Annotated in this window: 19 protein-coding genes; 7 read left to right on the forward strand and 12 right to left on the reverse strand. The window is 73.8% G+C overall.

What is annotated here, in order from left to right:
• Positions 1-27: 27 nt before the first annotated feature.
• Complete coding sequence (locus AMIR_RS32315) at positions 28-930, reverse strand: LysR family transcriptional regulator (protein ID WP_015805205.1); 903 nt, start codon at positions 928-930, stop codon at positions 28-30.
• An 81-nt stretch (positions 931-1,011) separates the two neighbouring features.
• On the opposite strand from AMIR_RS32315, the gene AMIR_RS32320 reads away from it, so the two are divergent.
• Together AMIR_RS32320 and AMIR_RS32325 are read left to right on the forward strand one after the other, a co-directional pair.
• Positions 1,012-1,953, forward strand: coding sequence for a DMT family transporter (locus AMIR_RS32320; protein WP_015805206.1), 942 nt, complete (start codon positions 1,012-1,014; stop codon positions 1,951-1,953).
• A gap of 171 nt (positions 1,954-2,124) precedes the next feature.
• Positions 2,125-2,535: an SsgA family sporulation/cell division regulator gene (locus AMIR_RS32325; protein ID WP_015805207.1), complete on the forward strand. Its 411-nt coding sequence runs from the start codon at positions 2,125-2,127 to the stop codon at positions 2,533-2,535.
• Positions 2,536-2,576: 41 nt separating this feature from the next.
• Here AMIR_RS32325 and AMIR_RS32330 read toward each other — a convergent pair whose 3' ends face one another.
• Together AMIR_RS32330 and AMIR_RS32335 are read right to left on the reverse strand one after the other, a co-directional pair.
• The gene (locus AMIR_RS32330; protein WP_015805208.1) at positions 2,577-3,227 is read right to left on the reverse strand and encodes a response regulator; all 651 of its coding nucleotides are present in this window, start codon (positions 3,225-3,227) and stop codon (positions 2,577-2,579) included.
• A complete protein-coding gene (locus AMIR_RS32335) occupies positions 3,224-4,558 on the reverse strand; it encodes an ATP-binding protein (RefSeq protein WP_015805209.1) in 1,335 nt (444 codons plus the stop codon). The genes AMIR_RS32330 and AMIR_RS32335 overlap by 4 nt, the downstream gene beginning before the upstream one ends.
• Before the next feature lie 7 nt (positions 4,559-4,565).
• On the opposite strand from AMIR_RS32335, the gene AMIR_RS32340 reads away from it, so the two are divergent.
• Positions 4,566-5,831: a PspC domain-containing protein gene (locus AMIR_RS32340; RefSeq protein ID WP_240438748.1), complete on the forward strand. Its 1,266-nt coding sequence runs from the start codon at positions 4,566-4,568 to the stop codon at positions 5,829-5,831.
• Positions 5,824-6,027: a hypothetical protein gene (locus tag AMIR_RS32345; RefSeq protein ID WP_015805211.1), complete on the forward strand. Its 204-nt coding sequence runs from the start codon at positions 5,824-5,826 to the stop codon at positions 6,025-6,027. The genes AMIR_RS32340 and AMIR_RS32345 overlap by 8 nt, the downstream gene beginning before the upstream one ends.
• 120 nt (positions 6,028-6,147) lie before the next feature.
• Here the strand turns inward: AMIR_RS32345 and guaA are convergent, their stop codons facing one another.
• Positions 6,148-7,707, reverse strand: a complete 1,560-nt coding sequence (gene guaA, locus AMIR_RS32350; RefSeq protein ID WP_015805212.1) for a glutamine-hydrolyzing GMP synthase — start codon at positions 7,705-7,707, stop codon at positions 6,148-6,150.
• Between the two features lie 99 nt (positions 7,708-7,806).
• Here guaA and AMIR_RS32355 point away from each other — a divergent pair, with 99 nt between their 5' ends.
• A complete protein-coding gene (locus AMIR_RS32355; RefSeq protein WP_015805213.1) occupies positions 7,807-8,523 on the forward strand; it encodes a phosphotransferase in 717 nt (238 codons plus the stop codon).
• Between the two features lie 34 nt (positions 8,524-8,557).
• Positions 8,558-10,003 carry an aldehyde dehydrogenase family protein gene (locus AMIR_RS32360; protein WP_015805214.1) on the forward strand — a complete coding sequence of 482 codons (1,446 nt, stop codon included), beginning with the start codon at positions 8,558-8,560 and terminating at the stop codon, positions 10,001-10,003.
• A 440-nt stretch (positions 10,004-10,443) separates the two neighbouring features.
• Here the strand turns inward: AMIR_RS32360 and AMIR_RS32365 are convergent, their stop codons facing one another.
• The 4 genes from AMIR_RS32365 to guaB form a co-directional block, all read right to left on the reverse strand.
• Positions 10,444-12,132: a GMC family oxidoreductase gene (locus tag AMIR_RS32365; protein ID WP_015805215.1), complete on the reverse strand. Its 1,689-nt coding sequence runs from the start codon at positions 12,130-12,132 to the stop codon at positions 10,444-10,446.
• A gap of 163 nt (positions 12,133-12,295) precedes the next feature.
• Positions 12,296-12,502, reverse strand: a complete 207-nt coding sequence (locus AMIR_RS32370; protein WP_015805216.1) for a hypothetical protein — start codon at positions 12,500-12,502, stop codon at positions 12,296-12,298.
• 157 nt (positions 12,503-12,659) lie between these two features.
• A complete protein-coding gene (locus AMIR_RS32375; protein ID WP_015805217.1) occupies positions 12,660-13,793 on the reverse strand; it encodes a GuaB3 family IMP dehydrogenase-related protein in 1,134 nt (377 codons plus the stop codon).
• A gap of 31 nt (positions 13,794-13,824) precedes the next feature.
• On the reverse strand, positions 13,825-15,336 hold the full coding sequence (gene guaB / locus AMIR_RS32380) for an IMP dehydrogenase (protein WP_015805218.1): 1,512 nt from the start codon (positions 15,334-15,336) through the stop codon (positions 13,825-13,827).
• 123 nt (positions 15,337-15,459) lie between these two features.
• On the opposite strand from guaB, the gene AMIR_RS32385 reads away from it, so the two are divergent.
• Complete coding sequence (locus AMIR_RS32385) at positions 15,460-15,855, forward strand: DUF5319 domain-containing protein (RefSeq protein ID WP_015805219.1); 396 nt, start codon at positions 15,460-15,462, stop codon at positions 15,853-15,855.
• 140 nt (positions 15,856-15,995) lie between these two features.
• On the opposite strand, the gene AMIR_RS32390 is transcribed toward AMIR_RS32385, so the two are convergent.
• From AMIR_RS32390 to AMIR_RS32405, 4 genes are all read right to left on the reverse strand, one after another.
• Positions 15,996-16,916: an anti-sigma-D factor RsdA gene (locus AMIR_RS32390; RefSeq protein WP_015805220.1), complete on the reverse strand. Its 921-nt coding sequence runs from the start codon at positions 16,914-16,916 to the stop codon at positions 15,996-15,998.
• Complete coding sequence (locus tag AMIR_RS32395; protein ID WP_015805221.1) at positions 16,917-17,489, reverse strand: sigma-70 family RNA polymerase sigma factor; 573 nt, start codon at positions 17,487-17,489, stop codon at positions 16,917-16,919. It abuts the gene before it with no gap.
• Between the two features lie 1,144 nt (positions 17,490-18,633).
• Positions 18,634-19,230, reverse strand: coding sequence for a response regulator transcription factor (locus AMIR_RS32400; RefSeq protein ID WP_015805222.1), 597 nt, complete (start codon positions 19,228-19,230; stop codon positions 18,634-18,636).
• 80 nt (positions 19,231-19,310) lie between these two features.
• Positions 19,311-20,861 (reverse strand): hypothetical protein, encoded by a 1,551-nt coding sequence (locus AMIR_RS32405; RefSeq protein ID WP_015805223.1) that lies wholly within the window; start codon positions 20,859-20,861, stop codon positions 19,311-19,313.
• Positions 20,862-20,922 lie beyond the last annotated feature (61 nt).

Below are 20,922 nucleotides of genomic sequence, written 5' to 3' on the forward strand. Positions count from 1 at the left end.
GCCGGCACGGACCACCGGCACGGACCACTAGCTCGGAGCGACGACGGCCCGGAGGGCGTCGAGCAGGCTCGCCACGGCGGGCGTGCCGACGGCTCCGGGCCGCACCGCTGTGCAGACCGTCCGGGTGGGCTCGGGGTGGCGCAGCCGCCGGACGACGACGCCGGGGTTGACCACGCCGAGGCCCAGGTCAGGGATGACGCTCACGCCCAGCCCGGCCGCGACGAAGCCCTGCGCGGTGGGGAAGTCGGCGGCGTCGACCACGAAGTCCGGGGTGAACCCGGCGGCGGCGCAGGCCGCGAGCACCGCGTCCTTGCAGGCGCCCGGCTCGGGCACCGAGTCGACCCAGCGCTCCCCCGCCAGCTCGGCGAGGTCGAGCACCTCCCGGTCGGCCAGCGGGTGCCCGGCGGGCAGCACGGCCGCGTAGGGCTCGTCGAACAGCGGCTCCAGGTGGACGTCCGGGTAGCGGTCGTGGTCGAGCCGGGTGACGACGGCCAGCGCCACGTCGGCCCGGCCCTCGGCGACCTCGGCGATCGGGTCGCCGGGGTCGACCAGGCGCAGTTCGAGGCGCACGTCGGGGTGCTCGGCGCGGAAGGCGGCGACGGCGGGCGGGAGCAGGGCGGCGCCCGCCGTGGAGAAGTAGCGCACGCGCAGCCTGCCCGCGCGGCCCTCGCGCAGGTCGGCGATGGCGGTCTCGGCCTCGGTGATCCGGTCGGCGATGCGGGCGGCGTGCTCGGTGAGGACCCGGCCCGCGTGGGTGGGGCGCACGCCCCGGCCGACCCGCTCCAGCAGGGCGAGCCCGGCCTGCCGCTCCAGGGCGGTGATCTGCTGGCTGACCGCCGAGGGCGTGTAGCCGAGGTTGGTCGCGGCGGCGGTGATGGAGCCGGTGGTGACCACGGCGCGGAGGACCTGCATCCTGCGGACGTCCAACATGGCCCGACTGTACAACTCTCCTTAAAGAAAGTGTATGAATATTAAATTGTGCTAAGACTTCCCTTGGCGCAGTCTAGGCCCATGAACAACCCCGGCTCGCTGGTCAGGATGGGCGTGCTCGCCCTGGTGTGGGGCTCCAGCTTCCTGTGGATCAAGGTCGCGCTGACCGGGCTGTCCCCGGTGCAGATCGCGCTGGCGCGGACCGCGCTCGGCGCGCTCACCCTGGTGGCGGTGCTCCTGGCGAGCGGGCAGCGGCTGCCGCGCGGGAAGGCGCTGTGGGGGCACCTGGCGGTGGCGGCGCTGTTCAACAACACCGTGCCGTTCGTGCTGTTCGCGGTCGGCGAGCAGAGCGTGGACTCGGGCGTGGCCGGGGTGCTCAACGCCACCACGCCGCTGTGGACGCTGCTGCTGGGGCTGGCGCTGGGCACCGAGCGGGGCGGCGGCCGGGCGCGGCTGGCCGGGCTGGCGCTGGGCTTCGCCGGGGTGCTGCTGATCTTCGCGCCGTGGGAGCGGGGCGGGCTGGCCAGCTGGGGCGCGCTGGCGTGCCTGGTGGCGGCGGCCTCGTACGCGGTGGCCTACACCTACATCGGGCGGACGGTGTCCGGGCGCGGGGCCACCTCGATGCAGCTGTCCTCGGCGCAGCTGGTGGTGGGCAGCGGCCTGACCGCGCTCGCGCTGCCCGCGGGCGGGCTGGAGACGCCGCACCTGTCCTGGGAGCCGCTGCTGGCGGTGGCCGTGCTGGGCGTGCTGGGCACGGGCCTGGCGTTCCTGCTGAACTACCGGCTGATCGAGGACGAGGGCCCGACGAACGCCACCGTGGTCGGCTACCTGCTGCCGGTGGTCTCGGTCCTGCTGGGCGCGGTGTTCCTCGGGGAGGCGCTGAACCTGCGGGTCGTGGTGGGCATGGCCGTTGTTCTCGCAGGGGTCGCCCTGACCCGCGCGCGCCGGGCCCCGAGGCCCCTCCCGGAGGTCCGGGAAGCGGTCGCGGCGGCTGCCTCCGGGGAGCCGGCTACGCTCAAGTGACCTGCGGTAACGCATGGTTACCGACCAGTTGAGACGGGTCGTGGGCAGAACGGGTGGACCTGCGGCCCACGTCTCCCCCGATCGCGTGGTGTTGGCCGGAACCACGTCCCGATCGGCCTTCCCGGACGTCTCCTCACATGAGACCGGACCAAGACGGGAAGGCTAGACACCATGAGCGCCGAGAGCATCACCACGACGACGACGTTCCACCTGCTGGTTCCAGGGGCCGCCCCCGCGCCGGTCGAGGCGGAGCTGCACTACGAGCCCGAGGACCCGTACGCGGTGGCCGTCCTGTTCCACACCGGTCAGGGCAAGGTGGAGTGGATCTTCGCCCGCGACCTGCTGGCCGACGGCCTGCTCACCCCGTCCGGCGAGGGCGACATCCTCGTCCGCCCGGCGAGCGACGACCCGGAGCGCGTCCTGCTGGAGCTGAACGCGCCGACCGGGTTCGCCATCCTGTCCGCCATCGCGGAGCACATCGCCGAGTTCCTGGACCTGACCTACGACGTGGTCCAGCCCGGCGAGGAGGACCTGTGGATCGACTTCGACCGGGAGCTCGCCAAGCTGGTCTCGACCAACTGACCGCTCCCCTCGACCCCCAGGACGCCCGCGGGGCCCGACTGCTAGACCAACCTCCGGTCGGAGGCCCAGCGGGAGAGTTCGTACCGGTTCGAGAGCTGCGTCTTCCGCAAGACGCTCGACACGTGGGTTTCCACCGTCTTCACGGAGATGAACAGCTCTGAAGCGATTTCCTTGTACGCGTACCCCCGCGCGAGCAGGCGGAGCACGTCGCGCTCGCGGGGCGTCAGCAGGTCCAGCTCGGGATCGCTGATGGGGGCCGCGCCGGGTCGGTCCGCGAAGGCGTCCAGCACGAACCCGGCCAGCCGGGGCGAGAACACCGCGTCTCCCTCGGCCACCCGCACGACGGCGCGCACCAGCTCCTGGCTGGAGATCGTCTTGGTCACGTACCCGCGCGCGCCCGCGCGGATGACCGCGATCACGTCCTCGGCCGCGTCGGACACCGACAGGGCGAGGAACACCACCTCGGGCAGCGCCTTGCGCACCTGGCGCAGCACCTCGGCGCCGCCGCCGTCGGGCATGTGCACGTCGAGCAGGACCACGTCGGGCCGGTGCCTGCCGATGCCCGCGACGGCCTCGCCGACCGAGCCCGCCTCCCCGACCACCTCGACGTCGTCGGTGATCGAGTCCAGCTCGGCGCGAACACCCGCCCTGAACAGCGCGTGGTCGTCGACCAGGAACACCCGTACGGTCACGTGCGGGCCTCCGTTCTCCTCGGCATCAGCAGCTGCACCTCGGTACCCTCACCCGGCGCCGTGCGCAGGCGGGTCTCACCGCCGTGCCGCTCCATCCTCCCCCGGATCGAGTCCGCGAGGCCATGCCGGTCCCCCGGAACGCCGCCGGGGTCGAAGCCCTTGCCCCGGTCGCGCACGAACACCGCGACCTGCTCCGGCTCGACCTCGCAGTACACGCTCACCTCGGCCACCCCGGCGTGCTTGCCCGCGTTGACCACGGCCTCGCGCGCGGCGGCCACCAGCGCCAGCAGGTTGGGGTCCAGCTCGCAGTCGCCGACGACGACCTGCTGCACGTTCAGCGCGAAGGCGTCCTCCACCTCGCCGCAGGCCTGGGCGATGGCAGCCGACAGCGTGCTGGGCTGCCCGTTCTCCCCCGCCTTGCCGTACAGCCACTCGCGCAGCTGCCGCTCCTGCCCCCTGGCGAGCCTGCGGACCTCGCGGGGCTGCTCGGCCTGCTTCTGGATCAGCGCGAGCGTCTGGAGCACCGAGTCGTGCAGGTGGGCGGCGATCTCGGCGCGCTCCTCGGTGCGGATGCGGACCCGGCGCTCCTCGCCCAGGTCGTTGATCAGCTTGAGCCACAGCGGGACGGTGAGGACGCCCACGCCGCACAGCGTGGCGACCACGGCCAGCAGGGCGAACCGGAGCTGGTTGAGGCCGTAGCTGTTGACCAGGACCGCGCCGACGCCGATGGCGACCAGCGCCACCCCGGCCATGACCCGCACGATCGCGGTGCGCCCGCCGCCGAGCAGGCCGGTGCGGGCCCCGTCGACCCAGCGCCTGCGCTGCGCCTCGTCGGCCTCGCGCCACACCACGGCCGCGCCGACCAGGGAGACCGCGAGCGGGCCGGTGATCCAGCCGCTGAGCGGCCCGGAGGTGAGCCCGGTGACCACGGCGGCGGCGATGCCGAGCGCGACCAGGCCGAGCGCCTGCTGGCGCTCCCGGCCGCTCGGCGGCTGCTCCTCCTCGCCCGTGGGCCGCTGCGGCACGAGCAGCCACAGCAGGCCGTACGCGACGACCCCGATGAAGTTCAGCGCGGTCAGCATGGCGAACGCCGCGCGCACCCAGAAGACGTCGACGCCCAGGTGCTCGGCCACGCCGCCCGCGACCCCCGCGACGACCCGGCCGGTGCGCCGCCTGCGCACGGGGTCGGGCGCCTTCTCCGGGGTGGTCTCCACCTGCGTGCTCACCCCCTGATCGTCACACGCGCGCGGGACGGGGACATCAGGGTCCAACCCCGAGACGGGGATCAGGGTGGCTCCCGGATGTGCCGACCGGCGCTCGGGCAGCACCATTGTCGTCGTGAGCGGGAACGTGAGCGCGGCGGGTGTCGAGGAGACGCTCAAGGACTTCTGGGTCAGCAGGCCCAGGCGGCCCCAGGGCGGGCGGAAGGTCGCCGGGGTCGCCGCGGGAATCGCGGGGCGGTACCAGCTGGACCCGGTGATCGTCCGGGTCGCCTTCGTGGCGCTGGCGCTGTGCGACGGCGCGGGGGTGCTGGTCTACCTGGCCGGGTGGCTGCTGCTGGCGCAGGTGGGCGACGAGGTGTCGCCGCTGGAGGCGCTGGTCGGCCGGGGGCGCAGCTCGACGCCGGCCGCGGTGACCGTGCTGCTCGCCCTCGCCGGGCTGCCGGTGTCGGGGCTGCTGTTCAACGGCGGCTTCGCGCTGGTGTCGGGCCTGGCGCTGTCGCTGGGCGCGGTCTACCTGCTGCACAGCTCACGGGGCGCGGAGAACCGCCCGGTGCCGACGGCGCCGGGCCGCAGGGACTTGGGGGCCGCGCGAGCGGCGGGCAGTGACCAGGAGGTGGGTGTGGACGAGCGGGGGACGGCGGAACCGGTCAGGCCGCCCGCGTGGGACCCGCTGGGGGCGGCTCCTTTCGCGTGGGACCTCCCGGAGCCGGGAGCGGAGCGGGCGACCGCCGTGGCGGAGCGGCCCGAGGCGGCGGTCCCGTGCAGGCGCAGGCGTTCGCGGGTGGGGCCGCTGACGTTCGGCGCGGCGATGGTGGTGCTGGCGGCGTCGATCGTGGCGGCCGAGCACGACCCGTGGTTCACGCCGCCGCACGTCGCGGGCCTGCTGGTGGGCGTGCTGGGGCTGGGGATGCTCGTCGGCGCGCTGACCGGGGGCGGCGGCAAGGGGCTGATGTGGCTGGCGGTGCCGCTGAGCGCGGTGGGCGTGCTCGCGTCGGCCGCGGGCTTCCAGGACTTCCGCGACTTCGACGGCCCGGCCGGGTCGATCACGGCGGTGCCGGTGTCGGTGGCCGAGCTGGAGCCGAGCTACGAGTTCGGCGCGGGCGAGGTGGACCTGGACCTGGTGGGCCTTCCCGAGGGCGAGACGGCGCGCACGACCGTGCGGCTGGGCGCGGGCACCATCCGGGTGCGGGTGCCCAGGAACGCGGACGTGGTGGCGACCTGCCACACCAACGTGGGCGTGGTGACGTGCCTGGACCAGGAGCGGCAGGGCAGGCAGCAGACGGTCACCGTGGACGAGAACGGCCCGGACGGGCCCGGTGGCCTCAGGGTGGAGCTGGACCTGCGGACGAGCTTGGGAGAGGTGGCGGTGACCCGTGAGTGAGCACGAGGTTCGCGAGCGCAGGCCGGGGATCGACGTGGTGAGCCTGGTCTTCGGGGTGACCGCGCTGATCGCCTCCGCCTACATGCTGACGGACGGCTCGGCGCTGCCGGGCCTGGACCTGCGCTGGCTGCTCGCGGGCGGCGCGCTGGTGATCGGCCTGGGGCTGCTGGGCAGCTCGGTGCGGAGGCGCCAGTAGACCGGGGGTCGGAAGGGGCTCCGCAGGTCGGGGGACGCGGCGGAGCGCACGGGGGAAGCGAGGAGGGGCCGTCCGGTTCGGACGGCCCCTCCTCACTGCTTCAGGGGGAGACGAGTCGGCTCACTCCCACTCGATGGTGCCCGGCGGCTTGCTCGTCACGTCGAGCACGACCCGGTTGACCTCGGCCACCTCGTTGGTGATGCGGGTGGACACCCGCTCCAGCACCTCGTAGGGCAGGCGGGTCCAGTCGGCGGTCATGGCGTCCTCGCTGGACACCGGCCGCAGCACGATCGGGTGACCGTAGGTGCGCCCGTCGCCCTGCACGCCGACGCTGCGCACGTCGGCCAGCAGCACGACCGGGCACTGCCAGATCGTGCGGTCCAGACCGGCCGCCGTCAGCTCCTCGCGGGCGATGGCGTCGGCCTTGCGCAGGATGTCCAGCCGCTCGGCGGTCACCTCGCCGATGATGCGGATGCCCAGGCCGGGGCCGGGGAACGGCTGGCGCTGCACGATCGTCTCCGGCAGGCCCAGCTCGGCGCCGACCTTGCGCACCTCGTCCTTGAACAGCGCGCGCAGCGGCTCGACCAGCTCGAACTGCAGGTCGTCCGGGAGGCCGCCGACGTTGTGGTGGCTCTTGATGTTCGCCGCGCCCGCGCCGCCGCCGGACTCGACCACGTCCGGGTAGAGCGTGCCCTGGACGAGGAAGCCGTAGTCGCCCTCGGCCTTGAGGTCGCGCTCGGCCTGCTCGAAGACCCGGATGAACTCCCGGCCGATGATCTTGCGCTTCTCCTCGGGGTCGGTCACGCCCGCGAGCGCGTCGAGGAACCGCTGCCGCGCGTCGACGGTGACCAGGTTGACCCCGGTGGAGGCCACGAAGTCGCGCTCCACCTGGGTGCGCTCGCCCGCGCGCAGCAGGCCGTGGTCGACGAACACGCAGGTCAGCCGGTCGCCGATGGCGCGCTGCACGAGCGCCGCCGCCACCGCCGAGTCCACGCCGCCGGACAGGCCGCAGATCGCGCGGCCCTCGCCGACCTGGGCGCGGATGCGCTCGACCTGCTCCTCCACGATGGACGCGGTGGTCCACTGCGGCCGGATGCCCGCGATCTCGTGCAGGAACCGGCGCAGCACCTCCTGGCCGTGCGGGGAGTGCCCGACCTCCGGGTGGTACTGGACGCCCGCGAAGCGCCGCTCGCGGTTCTCGAAGGCGGCCACGGGGGCGCCGTCGCTGGACGCGGTCACCGTGAAGCCCTCGGGGGCGCCGGTGACGCAGTCGCCGTGGCTCATCCACACCGGGTGGGTGCCGGGCAGGTCGTCGTGGAGCACGCCGCTCGTCGGGGGCAGGACCAGCTCGGTGCGGCCGTACTCGCGGGTTCCGGTGTGCTCGACGGTGCCGCCGAGGGCCCCCGCCATCGCCTGGAAGCCGTAGCAGATGCCGAACACCGGGACGCCCGCGTCGAACAGGGCGGGGTCCACCTGGGGCGCGCCGGGCTCGTACACGCTGGACGGGCCGCCGGACAGCACGATGGCCGCGGGGTCCTTCGCCAGCAGCTCGGCCACCGGGGTGGTGTGCGGGACGACCTCCGAGTACACCTGGGCCTCGCGGACCCGGCGTGCGATCAACTGCGCGTACTGCGCGCCGAAGTCCACCACCAGGACGGGGCGGTTGCTGCTGTCGGCCACTGGGCCAAGACCTCCTGCGACTGGTCGGGCTCGGTCTGCTTCGGGATGGGGAACCCACCGGGGAAAACCGCTTCGCCCTCGGGTTCGCGCAGGTGAAGGATGTCAGACGTGGAGGAGGAGCTGCTCACCGGAGGCGGGATGACGGCCGTGTCGCGGGTCGGGGCGACCGTGCGCCGGACCGCGGGGCCGTGGACGCCGACCGTGCACCGCCTGCTGGAACGCCTCGCGCCGCTCGGCGCGTCACCGGTCCCGCGGGGGTTCGACGAGCGCGGCAGGGAGGTGCTGTCGTACCTGGAGGGCGAGGTCGCGCACCCTCCGGTCCCGGAGCACCTGCGCGGGGACGACGTGCTGGTCGCGGTGGCGCGGCTGGTGCGGCGGCTGCACGACGCGTCGACCGGCCTGGTCGGCCTGACCGGCTGGCGGCGGCCCGCGCTGGAGCCCGCCGAGGTGGTGTGCCACGGCGACCTCGCGCCGTACAACGTGGTGTTCCGGGACGGCGCGCCGGTCGGGGTGATCGACTTCGACTGGGCCAGGCCGGGCCCGCGCGCCTGGGACCTGGCGTACACCGCCTACACGCTGGCCCCGCTGTCACCCGAGTGGGGCGAGCCGGACGAGCAGTGGCGGCGGGCGCTGCTGCTGTTCGAGTCGTACGGGATTCCCGCCACGGGCCTGGCCGACCTGGTCCTGGAGCGCCTGGCGGACATGGTGCGGATGATCCGCGAGCTGCCCGAGTTCGGGAAGCAGCGCGCCGAGGGCCACGACCGCCTCTACCTGGGCCACTCGGGCTACGTGCGGCGACACTTTCAAGATCGTTAGCGCTCGGGGGCCCGCGCGGGCCTACGGTGGTGCCATGGAAGCGTTCACCCCGGAGCCGCGCCCCTGCTGGATCGCAGGCCGCCCAGAGCAGGGCGCAGAGACGCTGGCGGTCCTCCACCCCTTCGACGGCACCGAGGTGGCCACGGTCGCCGTGCCCGGCCCGGAGCAGGTCGAGCGCGCCGTCGCCGCAGCCGCCGCCGTCGCCAAGGACTTCCGCCGCACCCCCGCGCACGTGCGGGCCGAGGCCCTGCTGCGGGTCTCGCGCGGCCTGGCCGAGCGCGCGGAGGAGATCTCGGAGACGATCACCGCCGAGAACGGCAAGCCGCTCAAGTGGGCCGAGGTCGAGGTGACCCGCGCGGTCAACGTCTTCCGGTTCGCCGCCGAGGAGGCCCGCAGGTTCTCCGGCACGCTGCAGCGCCTGGACACCGACGCGGGCGGCGAGGGCCGCATGGCGCTGGTCCGCAGGGCCCCGCGCGGCCCGGTGCTGGCGGTGTCCCCGTTCAACTTCCCGCTGAACCTGGTGGCCCACAAGGTCGCCCCCGCGCTGGCCGTGGGCGCCCCCGTGGTGGTCAAGCCCGCGTCCGCCACCCCCATGTCGGCCCTGCTGCTGGGCGAGGTCCTGGCCGAGGCGGGCTTCCCCGAGGGCGCGTTCTCCGTGCTCCCCGTCCGGGGCCGCGACATGAAGTCCTTGATCACCGACGAGCGCCTGCCCGTGGTGTCGTTCACCGGTTCCACGAGCGTCGGCTGGGGCATCACCGAGGCCGCGCCGCGCAAGCACGTGGTGATGGAGCTGGGCAGCAACAGCGCGGCCGTGATCCTGCCGGACTGGCCGGACCTGGCGGGCGCGGCGCAGCGGATCGCCACGTTCGGCAACTACCAGGCGGGCCAGTCGTGCATCGCGGTCCAGCGCGTGATCGTGCACCGCGACGCCGCCGACGAGTTCGTCCCCCTGCTCGTGGAGGCCGTCCGCGACCTGATCACCGGCGACCCGCACGACCCGGCCGTCGAGGTGGGGCCGCTGGTGGACGAGGACAACGCGAAGCGCGTCGAGTCCTGGATCCAGGAGGCCGTGGACGCGGGCGCCGACCTGCTCACCGGCGGCGAGCGCATCGGCTCGTCCCTGGAGCCGACCGTGGTCCTGAACGCCCCGCGCGACGCCAAGCTGTGGCGCGAGGAGGCCTTCGGCCCGGTCCTGGCGGTCTCCGTGGCGGACAGCGTGGAAGACGCCTTCACCCAGGTCAACGACACCGACTACGGCCTCCAGGCGGGCATCTTCACCCGCGACGTGACCGTGGCCTTCGAGGCGGCGGCGGAGCTGGAGGTAGGCGGCCTGATCGTCGGCGACGTCCCGTCGTACCGCGCGGACCAGATGCCGTACGGCGGCGTGAAGGGCTCGGGCACCGGCCGCGAGGGCGTGCGCTCGGCGATGGAGGACTTCACCGAGGAGCGCACCGTGGTCCTGACGGGCATCGCCCTCTAACCCCAGCCCCCGCACCCCGACCGCACCCCCGCCCCGCAGGCCAACCGCCTCGCGGGCTGACCACTTCGCACGCTGACCGCCTCGCGGGCTGCGGGGCGAGCGCAGCGAGCCCACGCAGCCCCACTCCCGCGTCCCTCTTCTCCGTTTGGCCTGGCGAAGCCCGAGCACGCTCGTCAAGATGCCGCCGCACTATGCGGCAGACCGGGGTGCCCAACGGCGTCTTGACGAGCGTGCTTGCCTGAAAGGAGGCCACACGGAGAAGAGGGACCCCGCCCACCGCAGGGGTAAACCGCACCACCACCCCAACGGCCACCGGCCGGCAGAGCCCGTCCCCCTCTTTTTTGGAGGTCTGCCCCGCCGGCGAGGCGCGCTTTTCAGCTCTTGACCTTCAGCCCTTGACCTTCAGCCCTTGACCTTCAGCTCGTGCCCTCGCCCCAACCTCACCGCAACGCCCCCACCGCCCCCTCCGGCACAACCGGAGCCCGAGGCCGCACCACCCGCACCCTCCGATACCCCTCCCCCTGCGCGGGCCGCGTATCCGCCTCCCCCGCATTCGGCCACAACGAGAACGCCCGCTCAGCCTGAGCCGCGATCGTCAACGACGGGTTGACCCCAAGGTTCGCCGACACCGCCGCACCATCCACCACCGACAGCCCCGGATACCCGTGCACCCTCAGATACGGGTCCACCACCCCACTCCCCCAGTCCTCCCCGATCGCGCACCCGCCCAGGAAATGCGCCGTCATCGGCACGTCGAACAGCTCCCCGATCGCCCCGCCCGCAACCCCGCCGATCTCCTCGGCGGCCAGCTCGCCCGCCCGCGCCCCGGCCGCGATGTACGACGGGTTGGGCGCCCCGTGCCCCTGCCCGCTCCCGAGCCTCCACCGCCCGAACACCCCCCGCTTCCCGAACGTGGTCAACGAGTTGTCCAGGCTCTGCATCACCAGCAAGATCACCGTCCGCTCGCTCCACCTCCGCACGGACAGCAACCTCACCGCCCGCACCGGGTCGCGCGCCACCGCGGCCAGGAACTGCGCGAACCGGGGCGTCGCACTCCCCCCGTCCGTGGCCAGGGTCTGCAACAGCCCCATCAGGTTGCTCCCCCGCCCGAACCGCACCGCCTCCACGTGCGTGTCCGCGTCCGGGTGCATCGAGGACGTGATCGCGACCCCGGCGCTGAAGTCCCGCCCTGGGTCGACCCGGAACCTCCCGGCCCCCGTGATCGCCTCCGAGTTCGTCCTGGTCAGCTCCCCCAACCTCGGCGACAGCCCCGGCAGCACCCCGTCGTCGCGCATCCGGTGCAGCAACCGCTGCGTCCCCCACGCCCCGGCCGCCAGCACCACCTGCCCCGCCGTCAGCACCCGCTCCGCCGACCGCGGCCCACCCGTGCGCCTGATCCGCACCGCCCAGGTCCCGTCCCCCCGCGGCCGGACCTCGGTCGCCGTGCTCATCGGCAGCACCCGCGCGCCCGCCAGCTCCGCGAGGTGCAGGTAGTTCTTGACCAGCGTGTTCTTGGCCCCCACGCGGCACCCGGTCATGCACGCCCCGCACCGCGTGCACCCGGCCCGCGAAGGCCCCACCCCGCCGAAGTACGGATCGGCGGCCACCTCCCCCGGCCGCCCGAAGTGCACCCCCACCGGCGTGGGCCGGTAGGTGTCCCGGACCCCCATCCGCTCCGCGACCCGCTCCAGCACCACGTCGCTCGGCGTGCGGTCGGGGTTGGCCACCACCCCCAGCACCCGGCTGGCCTGGTCGTAGTGCGGGGCGAGCTCCGACTCCCAGTCGGTGATGTGCGCCCACTGCCGGTCCAGGAAGAACGCGCTGGGCGGCCGGTACAGCGTGTTCGCGTACACCAGCGACCCACCGCCGACCCCGGCCCCGGCCAGCACCACCACGTCCCGCAGGACGTGCACCCGCTGGATGCCGTAGCACCCGAGCGCGGGCGCCCACAGGTACCGCCGCACATCCCACGAGGTCTCGGCGAACTCGTCGTCGGAGAACCTCCGCCCGGCCTCGACGACCGCGACCCGGTACCCCTTCTCGGTCAGCCGCAGCGCCGCGACGCTGCCGCCGAACCCCGACCCCACCACCACGACGTCGTGGTCGACGCCCTCACCGGGTTCCGCCATGGGCCGACAGTACGTGCGACTCCGGGTAACGCCCAGTGCTCAACCGGTTCAGCGGACCCCGCGACTTCGGGTCACGGGGCACCGCTCTCGCCACAGCTCTCGCTGCTGCTCTCACTGCCGCTCTCGCCACAGCTCTCACTGCCGCTCTCGCTCCCGCGAGGGTCTAGTCGGTCCAGAATCGCAGGGTGGTGGCGCTGTACCCGCTCAGGTCCCCCACCATGAAGGACCCGACGACGACCAGCAGCACGACGAGCGCCAGGACCGCGGCGAGGACGACCAGGACGTGACGCCTGCGGGCGAACGGCGGTCTGCGCGCGGGCTCGGATTCCCGCTGGTCGTCGGCCGTTCCGGAGAAGAGGTCATCGATCACGGGGCACAAGCCTACGGATCACGGGGTGATCCACTTCCGGTTAGGGGGCGGCCCGAGCCTCACCCGCACGGGGTAAGGACCCCCGCCGAACGCGAAGAGCCCCGCCGGGGCCCTCACGGGACCCGAGCGGGGCTCGGCACGGCGAACCGCAGGGGAACTAGCCCCGGATGGTCAGCCCGACCTTCTGGAACTCCTTGAGGTCCGAGTACCCGGTCTTCGCCATCGCCCGGCGCAGCGACCCGAACAGGTTCGTCACGCCGCGCGGGTCGACCGACGGCCCGAACAGCAGGCTCCGCAGGTCCACGACCTGGTCGACGCCGGTGGACACGTGGCTGCGCGGCACCGACGGGTGCGCGGAGGCCGCGGTCCAGTACAGCCCCTGGCCAGGGGCCTCGGCGGCGCCCGCGAGGGGCTCGCCCAGCATGACCGCGTCTGCGCCGCAGGCGATCGACTTGGCCACGTCGCCGCTGGTCAGCACGCCACCGTCGGCGATGACGTGCACGTAGCGGCCACCGGTCTCGTCCAGGTAGTCGCGGCGCGCGGCGGCGGCGTCGGCGATGGCGGTCGCCATCGGCACGCCGATGCCCAGCACCGAGTCGCTGGTGGTGACGCCCGGCGTGTAGCCGTAGCCGACGATGACGCCCGCCGCGCCGGTGCGCATGAGGTGCATCGCGGTCCGGTAGTCGCCGACGCCGCCCGCGATGACCGGGATGTCCAGGTCGGCGATGAACGACTTCAGGTTCAGCGGCTCGCCGTCGCGGGACACGTGCTCGGCGGAGATGATCGTGCCCTGCACGACCAGGATCTCCACGCCCGCGGCCAGCAGGTCCGGGGTGAACTCGGCCGCGTGCTGCGGGCTGACCCGCACCGCGACCGTGACGCCGGAGTCGCGCACCTGCTTGATCGCCTGGGCGACCAGGTCCATCCGCACCGGGGCGGCGTGCAGCTCCTGGAGCACCTTCACCGGCGCGGCCGGGTCGTCGGTGTCCTCCACCGACTGGACCAGGCGGAACAGCGCCTCGTCCACGTCGGCGTGCCGGGCCCACAGGCCCTCGGCGTTGAGCACGCCCAGACCGCCCAGCTCCCCGACCGCGACGGCCGTGCCGGGCGACACGATGGCGTCGGTGGGGTGGGTGATCAGGGGGATCTCGAACCGGTAGGCGTCGATCTGCCACGCCGTCGAGACGTCCTTGGAGGACCTGGTCCGCCGGGACGGGATGATCTCGATGTCGTCCAGCTCGTAGGCCCGCCGGGCGGTCCTGCCCATGCCGATCTCGACCAGATCGCGCACTGTTGTCCTCTTCTCCGCGAGATCCGCCTGGTCAGCGGGTGGTGTAGTTCGGGGCTTCGACGGTCATGGTGATGTCGTGCGGGTGGCTCTCCTTGAGCCCGGCCGCCGTGATCCGCACCAGCTGCGCGTCCTGCAGCTGCGGGATCGACTGGGAGCCGGTGTAGCCCATCGCCGCCCGCAGACCGCCCGCGAGCTGGTGCACCACCTGCGACAGCGGGCCCCGGAAGGGGGTCCGGCCCTCGATGCCCTCGGGGACGAGCTTGTCCTCGGACAGCACGTCGTCCTGGAAGTACCGGTCCTTCGAGTAGGACTTGCCCTCGCCGCGACCGCGCAGCGCGGCCAGCGAGCCCATGCCCCGGTAGGTCTTGAACTGCTTGCCGTTGACCAGCACGAGCTCGCCGGGCGACTCGGCGGTGCCCGCGAGCAGGCTGCCGAGCATGACCGCGCTGGCGCCCGCCGCGATGGCCTTGGCGATGTCGCCGGAGTACTGGATGCCGCCGTCGCCGATGACCGGGACGCCCGCCGGGCGGCACGCCAGCGCCGCCTCGTAGATGGCGGTGATCTGCGGCACGCCCACGCCCGCGACGACGCGGGTGGTGCAGATGGAGCCGGGGCCGACGCCGACCTTCACGCCGTCCGCGCCCGCGTCGACCAGCGCCTGCGCGCCCGCGCGGGTGGCGACGTTGCCGCCGACGATGTCGACCGCCTCGCCGACCTCCTTCTTGATCCGCGCGACCATCTCCAGCACGTTGCGCTGGTGGCCGTGCGCGGTGTCGACCATGATCGCGTCGACGCCCGCGTCGGCCAGCGCCATCGCGCGGGTGAAGCTGTCCTCGCCCACGCCCACGGCGGCGGCGCACAGCAGCCTGCCGTCGGGGTCCTTGGAGGCGTTGGGGTACTGCTCGGTCTTGACGAAGTCCTTGACCGTGATGAGCCCGCGCAGCTTGTTGTCGCCGTCGACGATCGGCAGCTTCTCGATCTTGTGGCGGCGCAGCAGGCCCAGCGCGGCCTCGGCCGACACGCCCACCTGGGCGGTGATCAGCGGGCCCTTGGTCATGACCTCGGCGACCTTGCGGCTGTAGTCGACCTCGAACCGGATGTCCCGGTTGGTGATGATGCCGACGAGCTTGCCCGCCTCGTCCGTGACCGGGACGCCGGAGATGCGGTAGCGGGCGCACAGGTCGTCGACGTGCTTGATCGTGTCGCCGGGGGAGCAGGTCACCGGGTCGCTGACCATGCCCGCCTCGGAGCGCTTCACGGTCTCGACCTGCCGGGCCTGCTCCTCGACGGAGAGGTTGCGGTGCAGCACGCCGATGCCGCCCTGCCTGGCCATCGCGATGGCCATGCGGCCCTCGGTGACGGTGTCCATGGCCGCGGAGGCCAGTGGCACGCGAAGGACGATGTTCCTCGACAGGCGGGTGCTGGTGTCGACCCCGCTCGGCACGATCTCCGACTGGGCGGGCAGCAGCAGTACGTCGTCGAAGGTCAGTCCCAGCATGGCGAACTTGCTCGGGACACCGTCAGCGTTCAGCTCGCTGGTCATGGCTGCTGGCTTGCCTTCCGTCGTGCGCTGAGTCCCGCCGCCCGAGGAGTGGGTTTTCCGCAGGCGGCGACGGGTTCGACCCATGGTATCCGGACCGGTTCGGCGGTCGGCCCGGTACCGTGCGTGGTCGTGCCGCACGACGCTTTGCCACCAGACCCGTTCGCGGGAGACCCGGAGGACCCGGCGCGGTCCCTGGGCGACCCCGCCGAGGAGCACGACCACCCGCCGATGGACGACGCCGAGCGCGCCGAGCTGGTGGGCGACCTGAGCGACCTCGCGGTCTACCAGGCGCTGCTCGAACCCAAGGGGGTGCGCGGCATCGTGGTCGACTGCGGCGAGTGCGACGAGCCGCACTACCACGACTGGGCGCTGCTGCGGTCGAGCCTGGAGCAGCTGCTGGCGGACGGCCGGATGCGCCCGCACGAGCCCGCCTACGACCCGGACCCGGCGGACTACGTGAGCTGGGAGTACTGCCGCGGGTACGCCGACGGGGCGACCGCGTCGGAGAGCGCCCGCTGACCCCCGCCCGGCCGGTGCGGCGGGCCCGCTGACCCGTTCGCGCCACGTCCCGCGCGGACGTCCCCGAGAACGCCCGGAGCCCGCCTCCCCGAGGGGAGGCGGGCTCCGGTGGTTCCGGCCGCCGGGCGGTCCGGGGAGGACTACGGGGTCGCCTGCTCCTTGGCGGGCGACTGCTCGCCGTTGCGCTCGCTGGAGGTCGAGTTGCCGCCGTTCGGGTCGCTCGCGGGCGGCGGGGCGGGCTGCGTCTCGCCGGACGGGCTGGGCGGCTCGGCCGTCGTGCTGGACGACGGCGGCGGGCTGGGTGTGCTGGACGTCACGGGCTGCGTGGTCGGCAGCGGGTCCGAGGTGGACGTCGGCGCGGGCGCGGTCGTGCCGGGGTTCGGCGGCACGACGGCCGACGAGGACGACGGCGCGGGGCCCGTGCTGGTGAGGCGGTCCATCAGCGAGGAGTGGGTCTGGACCAGCTCCTCCTTGCCGTCGGACGCCAGGATGGACGGCAGGTGCGCGCCCGCGTTGGCGAGCGCGGCGCGGGCGTCGACCAGGTTGCCCAGGCGCAGCGCGGCGCGGGCGGTGTCCAGGTCGGACTTCACCGTTACGGCGGCCTCGACGGACTTCGCGTGATCGGAGTACAGGACCCTGGTCAGGCCCCAGAGGGAATCGCCGGGGAGCGCGTCGCGGGCGACCAGGCTGACCCCGGTGAAGGCGATCGCCACGATCGCCGCGGCGCTGGCCAGCGGGATCAGGAAGCGGTGCCTGCTCGGCGGGGAGGGTCGCGCGGCGGCGATCGTCGCCACGGCTGTGTCGGTGTCCACGAGCTCACCCACCGGACTGCTGTCGACCTCGTCCCGCCAGGCCATGAGCAGCGCGTTCAACTCGTCGTCGACGAGCGAGTCCGGCCGATCGCCGTCCCGCCCGCCGAGCGCGTCGAGGAGCGCGTCGTCGGCTCGGATGCCTGCCAGGTCGTCGCCCGGTTCGACCACCGGATCGTCAGGGGTGAGCGGGGTTCTCTCGTCCTGTCCGCGCACGACTTCTCCGTTGCCCTTCTCGTGCTGGTCGGCCACTCAGACCACCTCCTCCGCAGCGAGTGCTTTGCGGAGGCGTGCGAGGGCGCGGTGCTGCGCCACCCGTACCGCGCCCGGCGTGGAACCGACCGCGGTCGCGGTCTCCTCGGCCGACAGGCCGACGACCACGCGAAGCAGCAGGATCTCCCGCTGCTTCTCCGGCAGGATCTTCAGCAGTTGCGCCATCCGCCCCGACAGCTCGCCCTGCATGGCCCGCTGCTCGGGGCCCGCCTCCGTCTCCGGGGCGTCGGGGACCTCGGGGACCGGCTCGGACCGGTTCCTGGCGGCCGACCGGTGCGCGTCGGCCACCTTGTGGGCGGCGATCCCGTAGACGAACGCGAGGAAGGGCCGCCCCTGGTCCCGATAGCTGGGCAACGCCGTCAGCACGGCGAGACACACCTCCTGGGCCACGTCGTCCGCCGAGGCGAACGACCTCTCCTGCCTGCCGACACGGGCGCGGCAGTACCGCACCACGAGGGGCCGGATCGACGCCAGCAGTCGCTCGATCGCGTGGCGGTCGCCATCGACGGCTGCGCCCACTTCGGCGTCCAGTCCGTCCCCCAAGTTGGTCATCGCAGACAACAGCCCTGGTGTTACGAGTAGGCGTACCGACAACGAACAGCACGGGCGCACGCGTCGCCCGTACCGGTGAGGCCCTACCGTACCGCTCCGACGTCCGAATGGTCGACGACAGGGGTACGAACAGTGGCCTGCTCCCGCTGAACCGCGCCGGGCGCCCCGGCGGGGCCCGGAGGACCCCTGGTGAGCGCCCGGTCGGGCTCCCCCGGCGGACCGGTGGCTGCCGGGTGGCCCCGGCCCGGTTTCCCGAGCGGGGGTCACCCGAATCAGGCCACGCGGACCCGACGGCACGACCCCGAGCCCCGGACCTCGTCGCCGAGGCGGGTCACCGGAAGCCCGGACGCCCTCACCCGATCGCCGGGGTGGGTAGCCCGAGGCCCAGCCGCCCGCACCCCGTCATGGGGTAGGTCGCCCGAGACCCGGTCGCCCTCACCCGATTGCCGGGGTGGGTCGCCCGAGGTGGGCGGGGCCGGTTCCGGTAGTCCCGGTTCCGGTCGCCCTCCGCCCGGCGGTCCGGTGGCGCTGTCGCCCGGTGGCGCGATCACCCCGCGGCACGGTTGCCCGGCGGTCCGGGCCGCCGTCCGCCTCCACCCCGGCTGCGCGCGGGCTTCAACGGTCGACGTCCTGGGGGTGCCTGGCGATCACCCCGCCGGTGCTCCGGGCCCGCGGCCGGGACCACGAGCCGGTTCACCGGATCGCGGTTCCCGGACCGAGGGAACCCGGAACGGGTGGCGTCACCGGAACGAGCGACGGGGTTCAGGTCCCGCCGGCCGGTCCGAGGTGTGCCTGGCCGCGCTACCGGGTAGTCCGGTGGCGGCCGAGAGGCGGGGTGCGTCGTGGCGCCCGGTGGAGCGGGCGCCACGACGAACGTGCTGCCGGGTGATCGCGCTTCCGGGTGACCGCCGCGCACCGACCGCGCTGGTGCGCGCGGCAGTGCGCCCCGCGTCGCCGAGCGGTCGGGAGACCGGAGGGCTGCGGGTGCGGCGCCGGGTGGCGCGTGGTCTGGCCGCCGAGGTGCGCGGCGCCGGTTCAGCGGTGCGGGTGACCCTGCTCCGGCCGCGGTGCGCCCGTCGCCGGGTCGGCACCTGCGGCCAGGGCGGCGCCACCCGCCTGGCGGTCTTGCTCCTCCGCCTCGCCCTTAGGACACGAGACCGCGGCGGAAGCCGTGCGCGACGGCCTGAGCGCGGTCCCGGACCCCGAGCTTGCGGAACAACCTGCGGGCGTGCGTCTTCACCGTGTCCTCGGACAGGTAGAGCTCGCGGCCGATCTGGCCGTTGCTCTTGCCCTGGCTCATGCCGCGCAGCACCTGGAGCTCCCGCTCGGTGAGCTGGACCCCCGGATCGGAGGGCTGGCGCGGTGCGGGCACCGAGGTGCTCGCGAGCGTGTGGGCGAGCGCGGCCACCAGCTCGGGGCGCGAGGCGTCCCAGCGGAGGTAGCCACGAGCCCCACCCGCGATCGCGGCGGCGATGCTGCCCGCGTCGTCGGGTGCGCCGAAGACTATGACGTTTGCCTGCGGATTGGCCGAGACGAGTCGCCGGGTCGCTTCCACCCCGGTGGGGACGGCGCGCTGCGTGCCAACCAGGACGACGTCCACCGGCTGACGGGAGAAGCGTGCCAACAACTCGTCACCGTGCGCTACGCAGTCGATGCGGCTAACCCCTGGGACAGCCGACATCACGCGGGTGAGACCCTCCCGCACACTGCGCCGGTCGTCGCAAATAAGGACCGTGGTCACGGGGACTCCTTCCTGCAGCCGAGTGACGTTCCATATCCCCTATCGGACGCTAAGCCGGGAACCTTGACACGATCCGGTGCTTAATCCGTCAAGAACTTCGTCTCAGGGTCTGCGTTCGGGGGTTCCCCGGAACGGAGCAGCGCCGTCGGCATCCAGGGAGACGCCTCGGCCGCGCGACGGCTCGCGGGCGTGGAGCGCAGCAACACGCAGCTCAGAGCGTTGGCGGCCCGATCGAGGTCGTCGTGGCGCTCCGCAGTAGTGCGGACTGGTGAGTTCGTGGCGAGGACAAGAGCCGTCGGCCAGGACAACGAGAACAAGAGAAGTCGGGCAGTGTGATTTAGGTCACAGGCCAGGAGTTCAGTGCCCCGGCGGACGCTTTCGGGGGTCGCCCACACCACCAGAGCGGTGCCCAGGACCAGGCGGGACTTGAGGATGTGTCGCATCCCGCCACGCGCTTGGGCGAGCGCGAGCGCGGCTTCCGCGTGCGGCACGGCCTCGGCGGGAACGCCGGAGGCGAGGGCGATCTCGGCGGCGATCCAGTGGTGGCGGACGAGGGTGCGCCAGGAGTGGACGGCCGACGGGGGTTCGGCGGACAAGGCGGCGGGGGCGGCCGGGGGTTCGACGGGCAGGACGGCCGGGGCGGCGGGTGGGACTGCGGCGGCCGGGGCGGCGGCTGGGACGGCGGCGGCCGAAGGCTCGGTGGGCATGGCGGCGTGGGCGGCGTCGGATGGGACGGCGACAGCCGGGGCGGCGGTGGCCCGGCTGGTGAGCGTCGGACTGATAGCGGTTGAGCCAGCGAGGGCAGGGCCGGTGGGGGCGGGGCCAGCGGGGATCGGGCCGGTGGGGGCGAGGCCAGTAGGGGCAAGGCCGGCGGGGGCCGACCCAGCAGCTGCCGAGCCGGCGGGGACCCGGTTGGCGGGGACCGGGCTGGTGGCTGCCTTGGCGGCGGCTGTGGCGATGCGGGTGCCAGCGGTCAGGGCTCCGGCAGCCCGGTCAGCGGTAGCGGCCTGGTCAGCGGTAGCAGCCCGGTCAGCGGTAGCAGCCCGGCCAGCGGTAGCAGCCCGGTCAGCGGTAGCAGCCCGGCTGGCCGTGGCCTGCGGGGCGGGTGGGTTCTCCGGCTGGGTGGGGAGTTGGAGCGCGGCGGCGTGGAGGCGGCGGGCCTCGGTGAGGTTGCCCGCGCCGAGGGCGTCGGCGGCCAGGCCGAGCAGGGCGTCCGCCCTGGCGCCGAGGGGGTCGATGCCGTCCGGGTCGTGGGCGAAGGGGGTGGCCTCGGCGGAGGCTCGAGCTTGGGCCGGGGCCTCCGCGAGCGCGTCGTCGGAGGGCCAGGCGGCTGGTCGGGGCGTGGGCGGCGGGGCGGTGGACAGGGCCAGGGAGTCGAAGCGGCGGGCGGTGCGGTGGTCGCCGAGCTGGCGGTGGTGGGAGGCGAGGGTGCTGGCCGCCAGCGAGGTGAAGAGGTCGGGCAGCGGGCGGTGGACCAGGGCGGTGAGGGCGGCGGACGCGGCGGCGTAGTGGCCCTGGGCGCCCAGGACCACCGCGGCCAGCCAGGCGTCCGCCGGGGAACCGCGCAGGGCGCGCCACACCTCGGCGTCCGGGCGGGCGCCGAAAGCGGCGTCGCGCAGCTCCGGGTCCACCCCCCGCGAACGGGCGGGTGTGCGAGGGGGCGCGGCGGTGGGGACCGGGTGGGCGGGTGTC

The sequence above is a fragment of the Actinosynnema mirum DSM 43827 genome (genome assembly GCF_000023245.1).
GTDB classification, from domain to species: Bacteria; Actinomycetota; Actinomycetes; order Mycobacteriales; family Pseudonocardiaceae; genus Actinosynnema; species Actinosynnema mirum.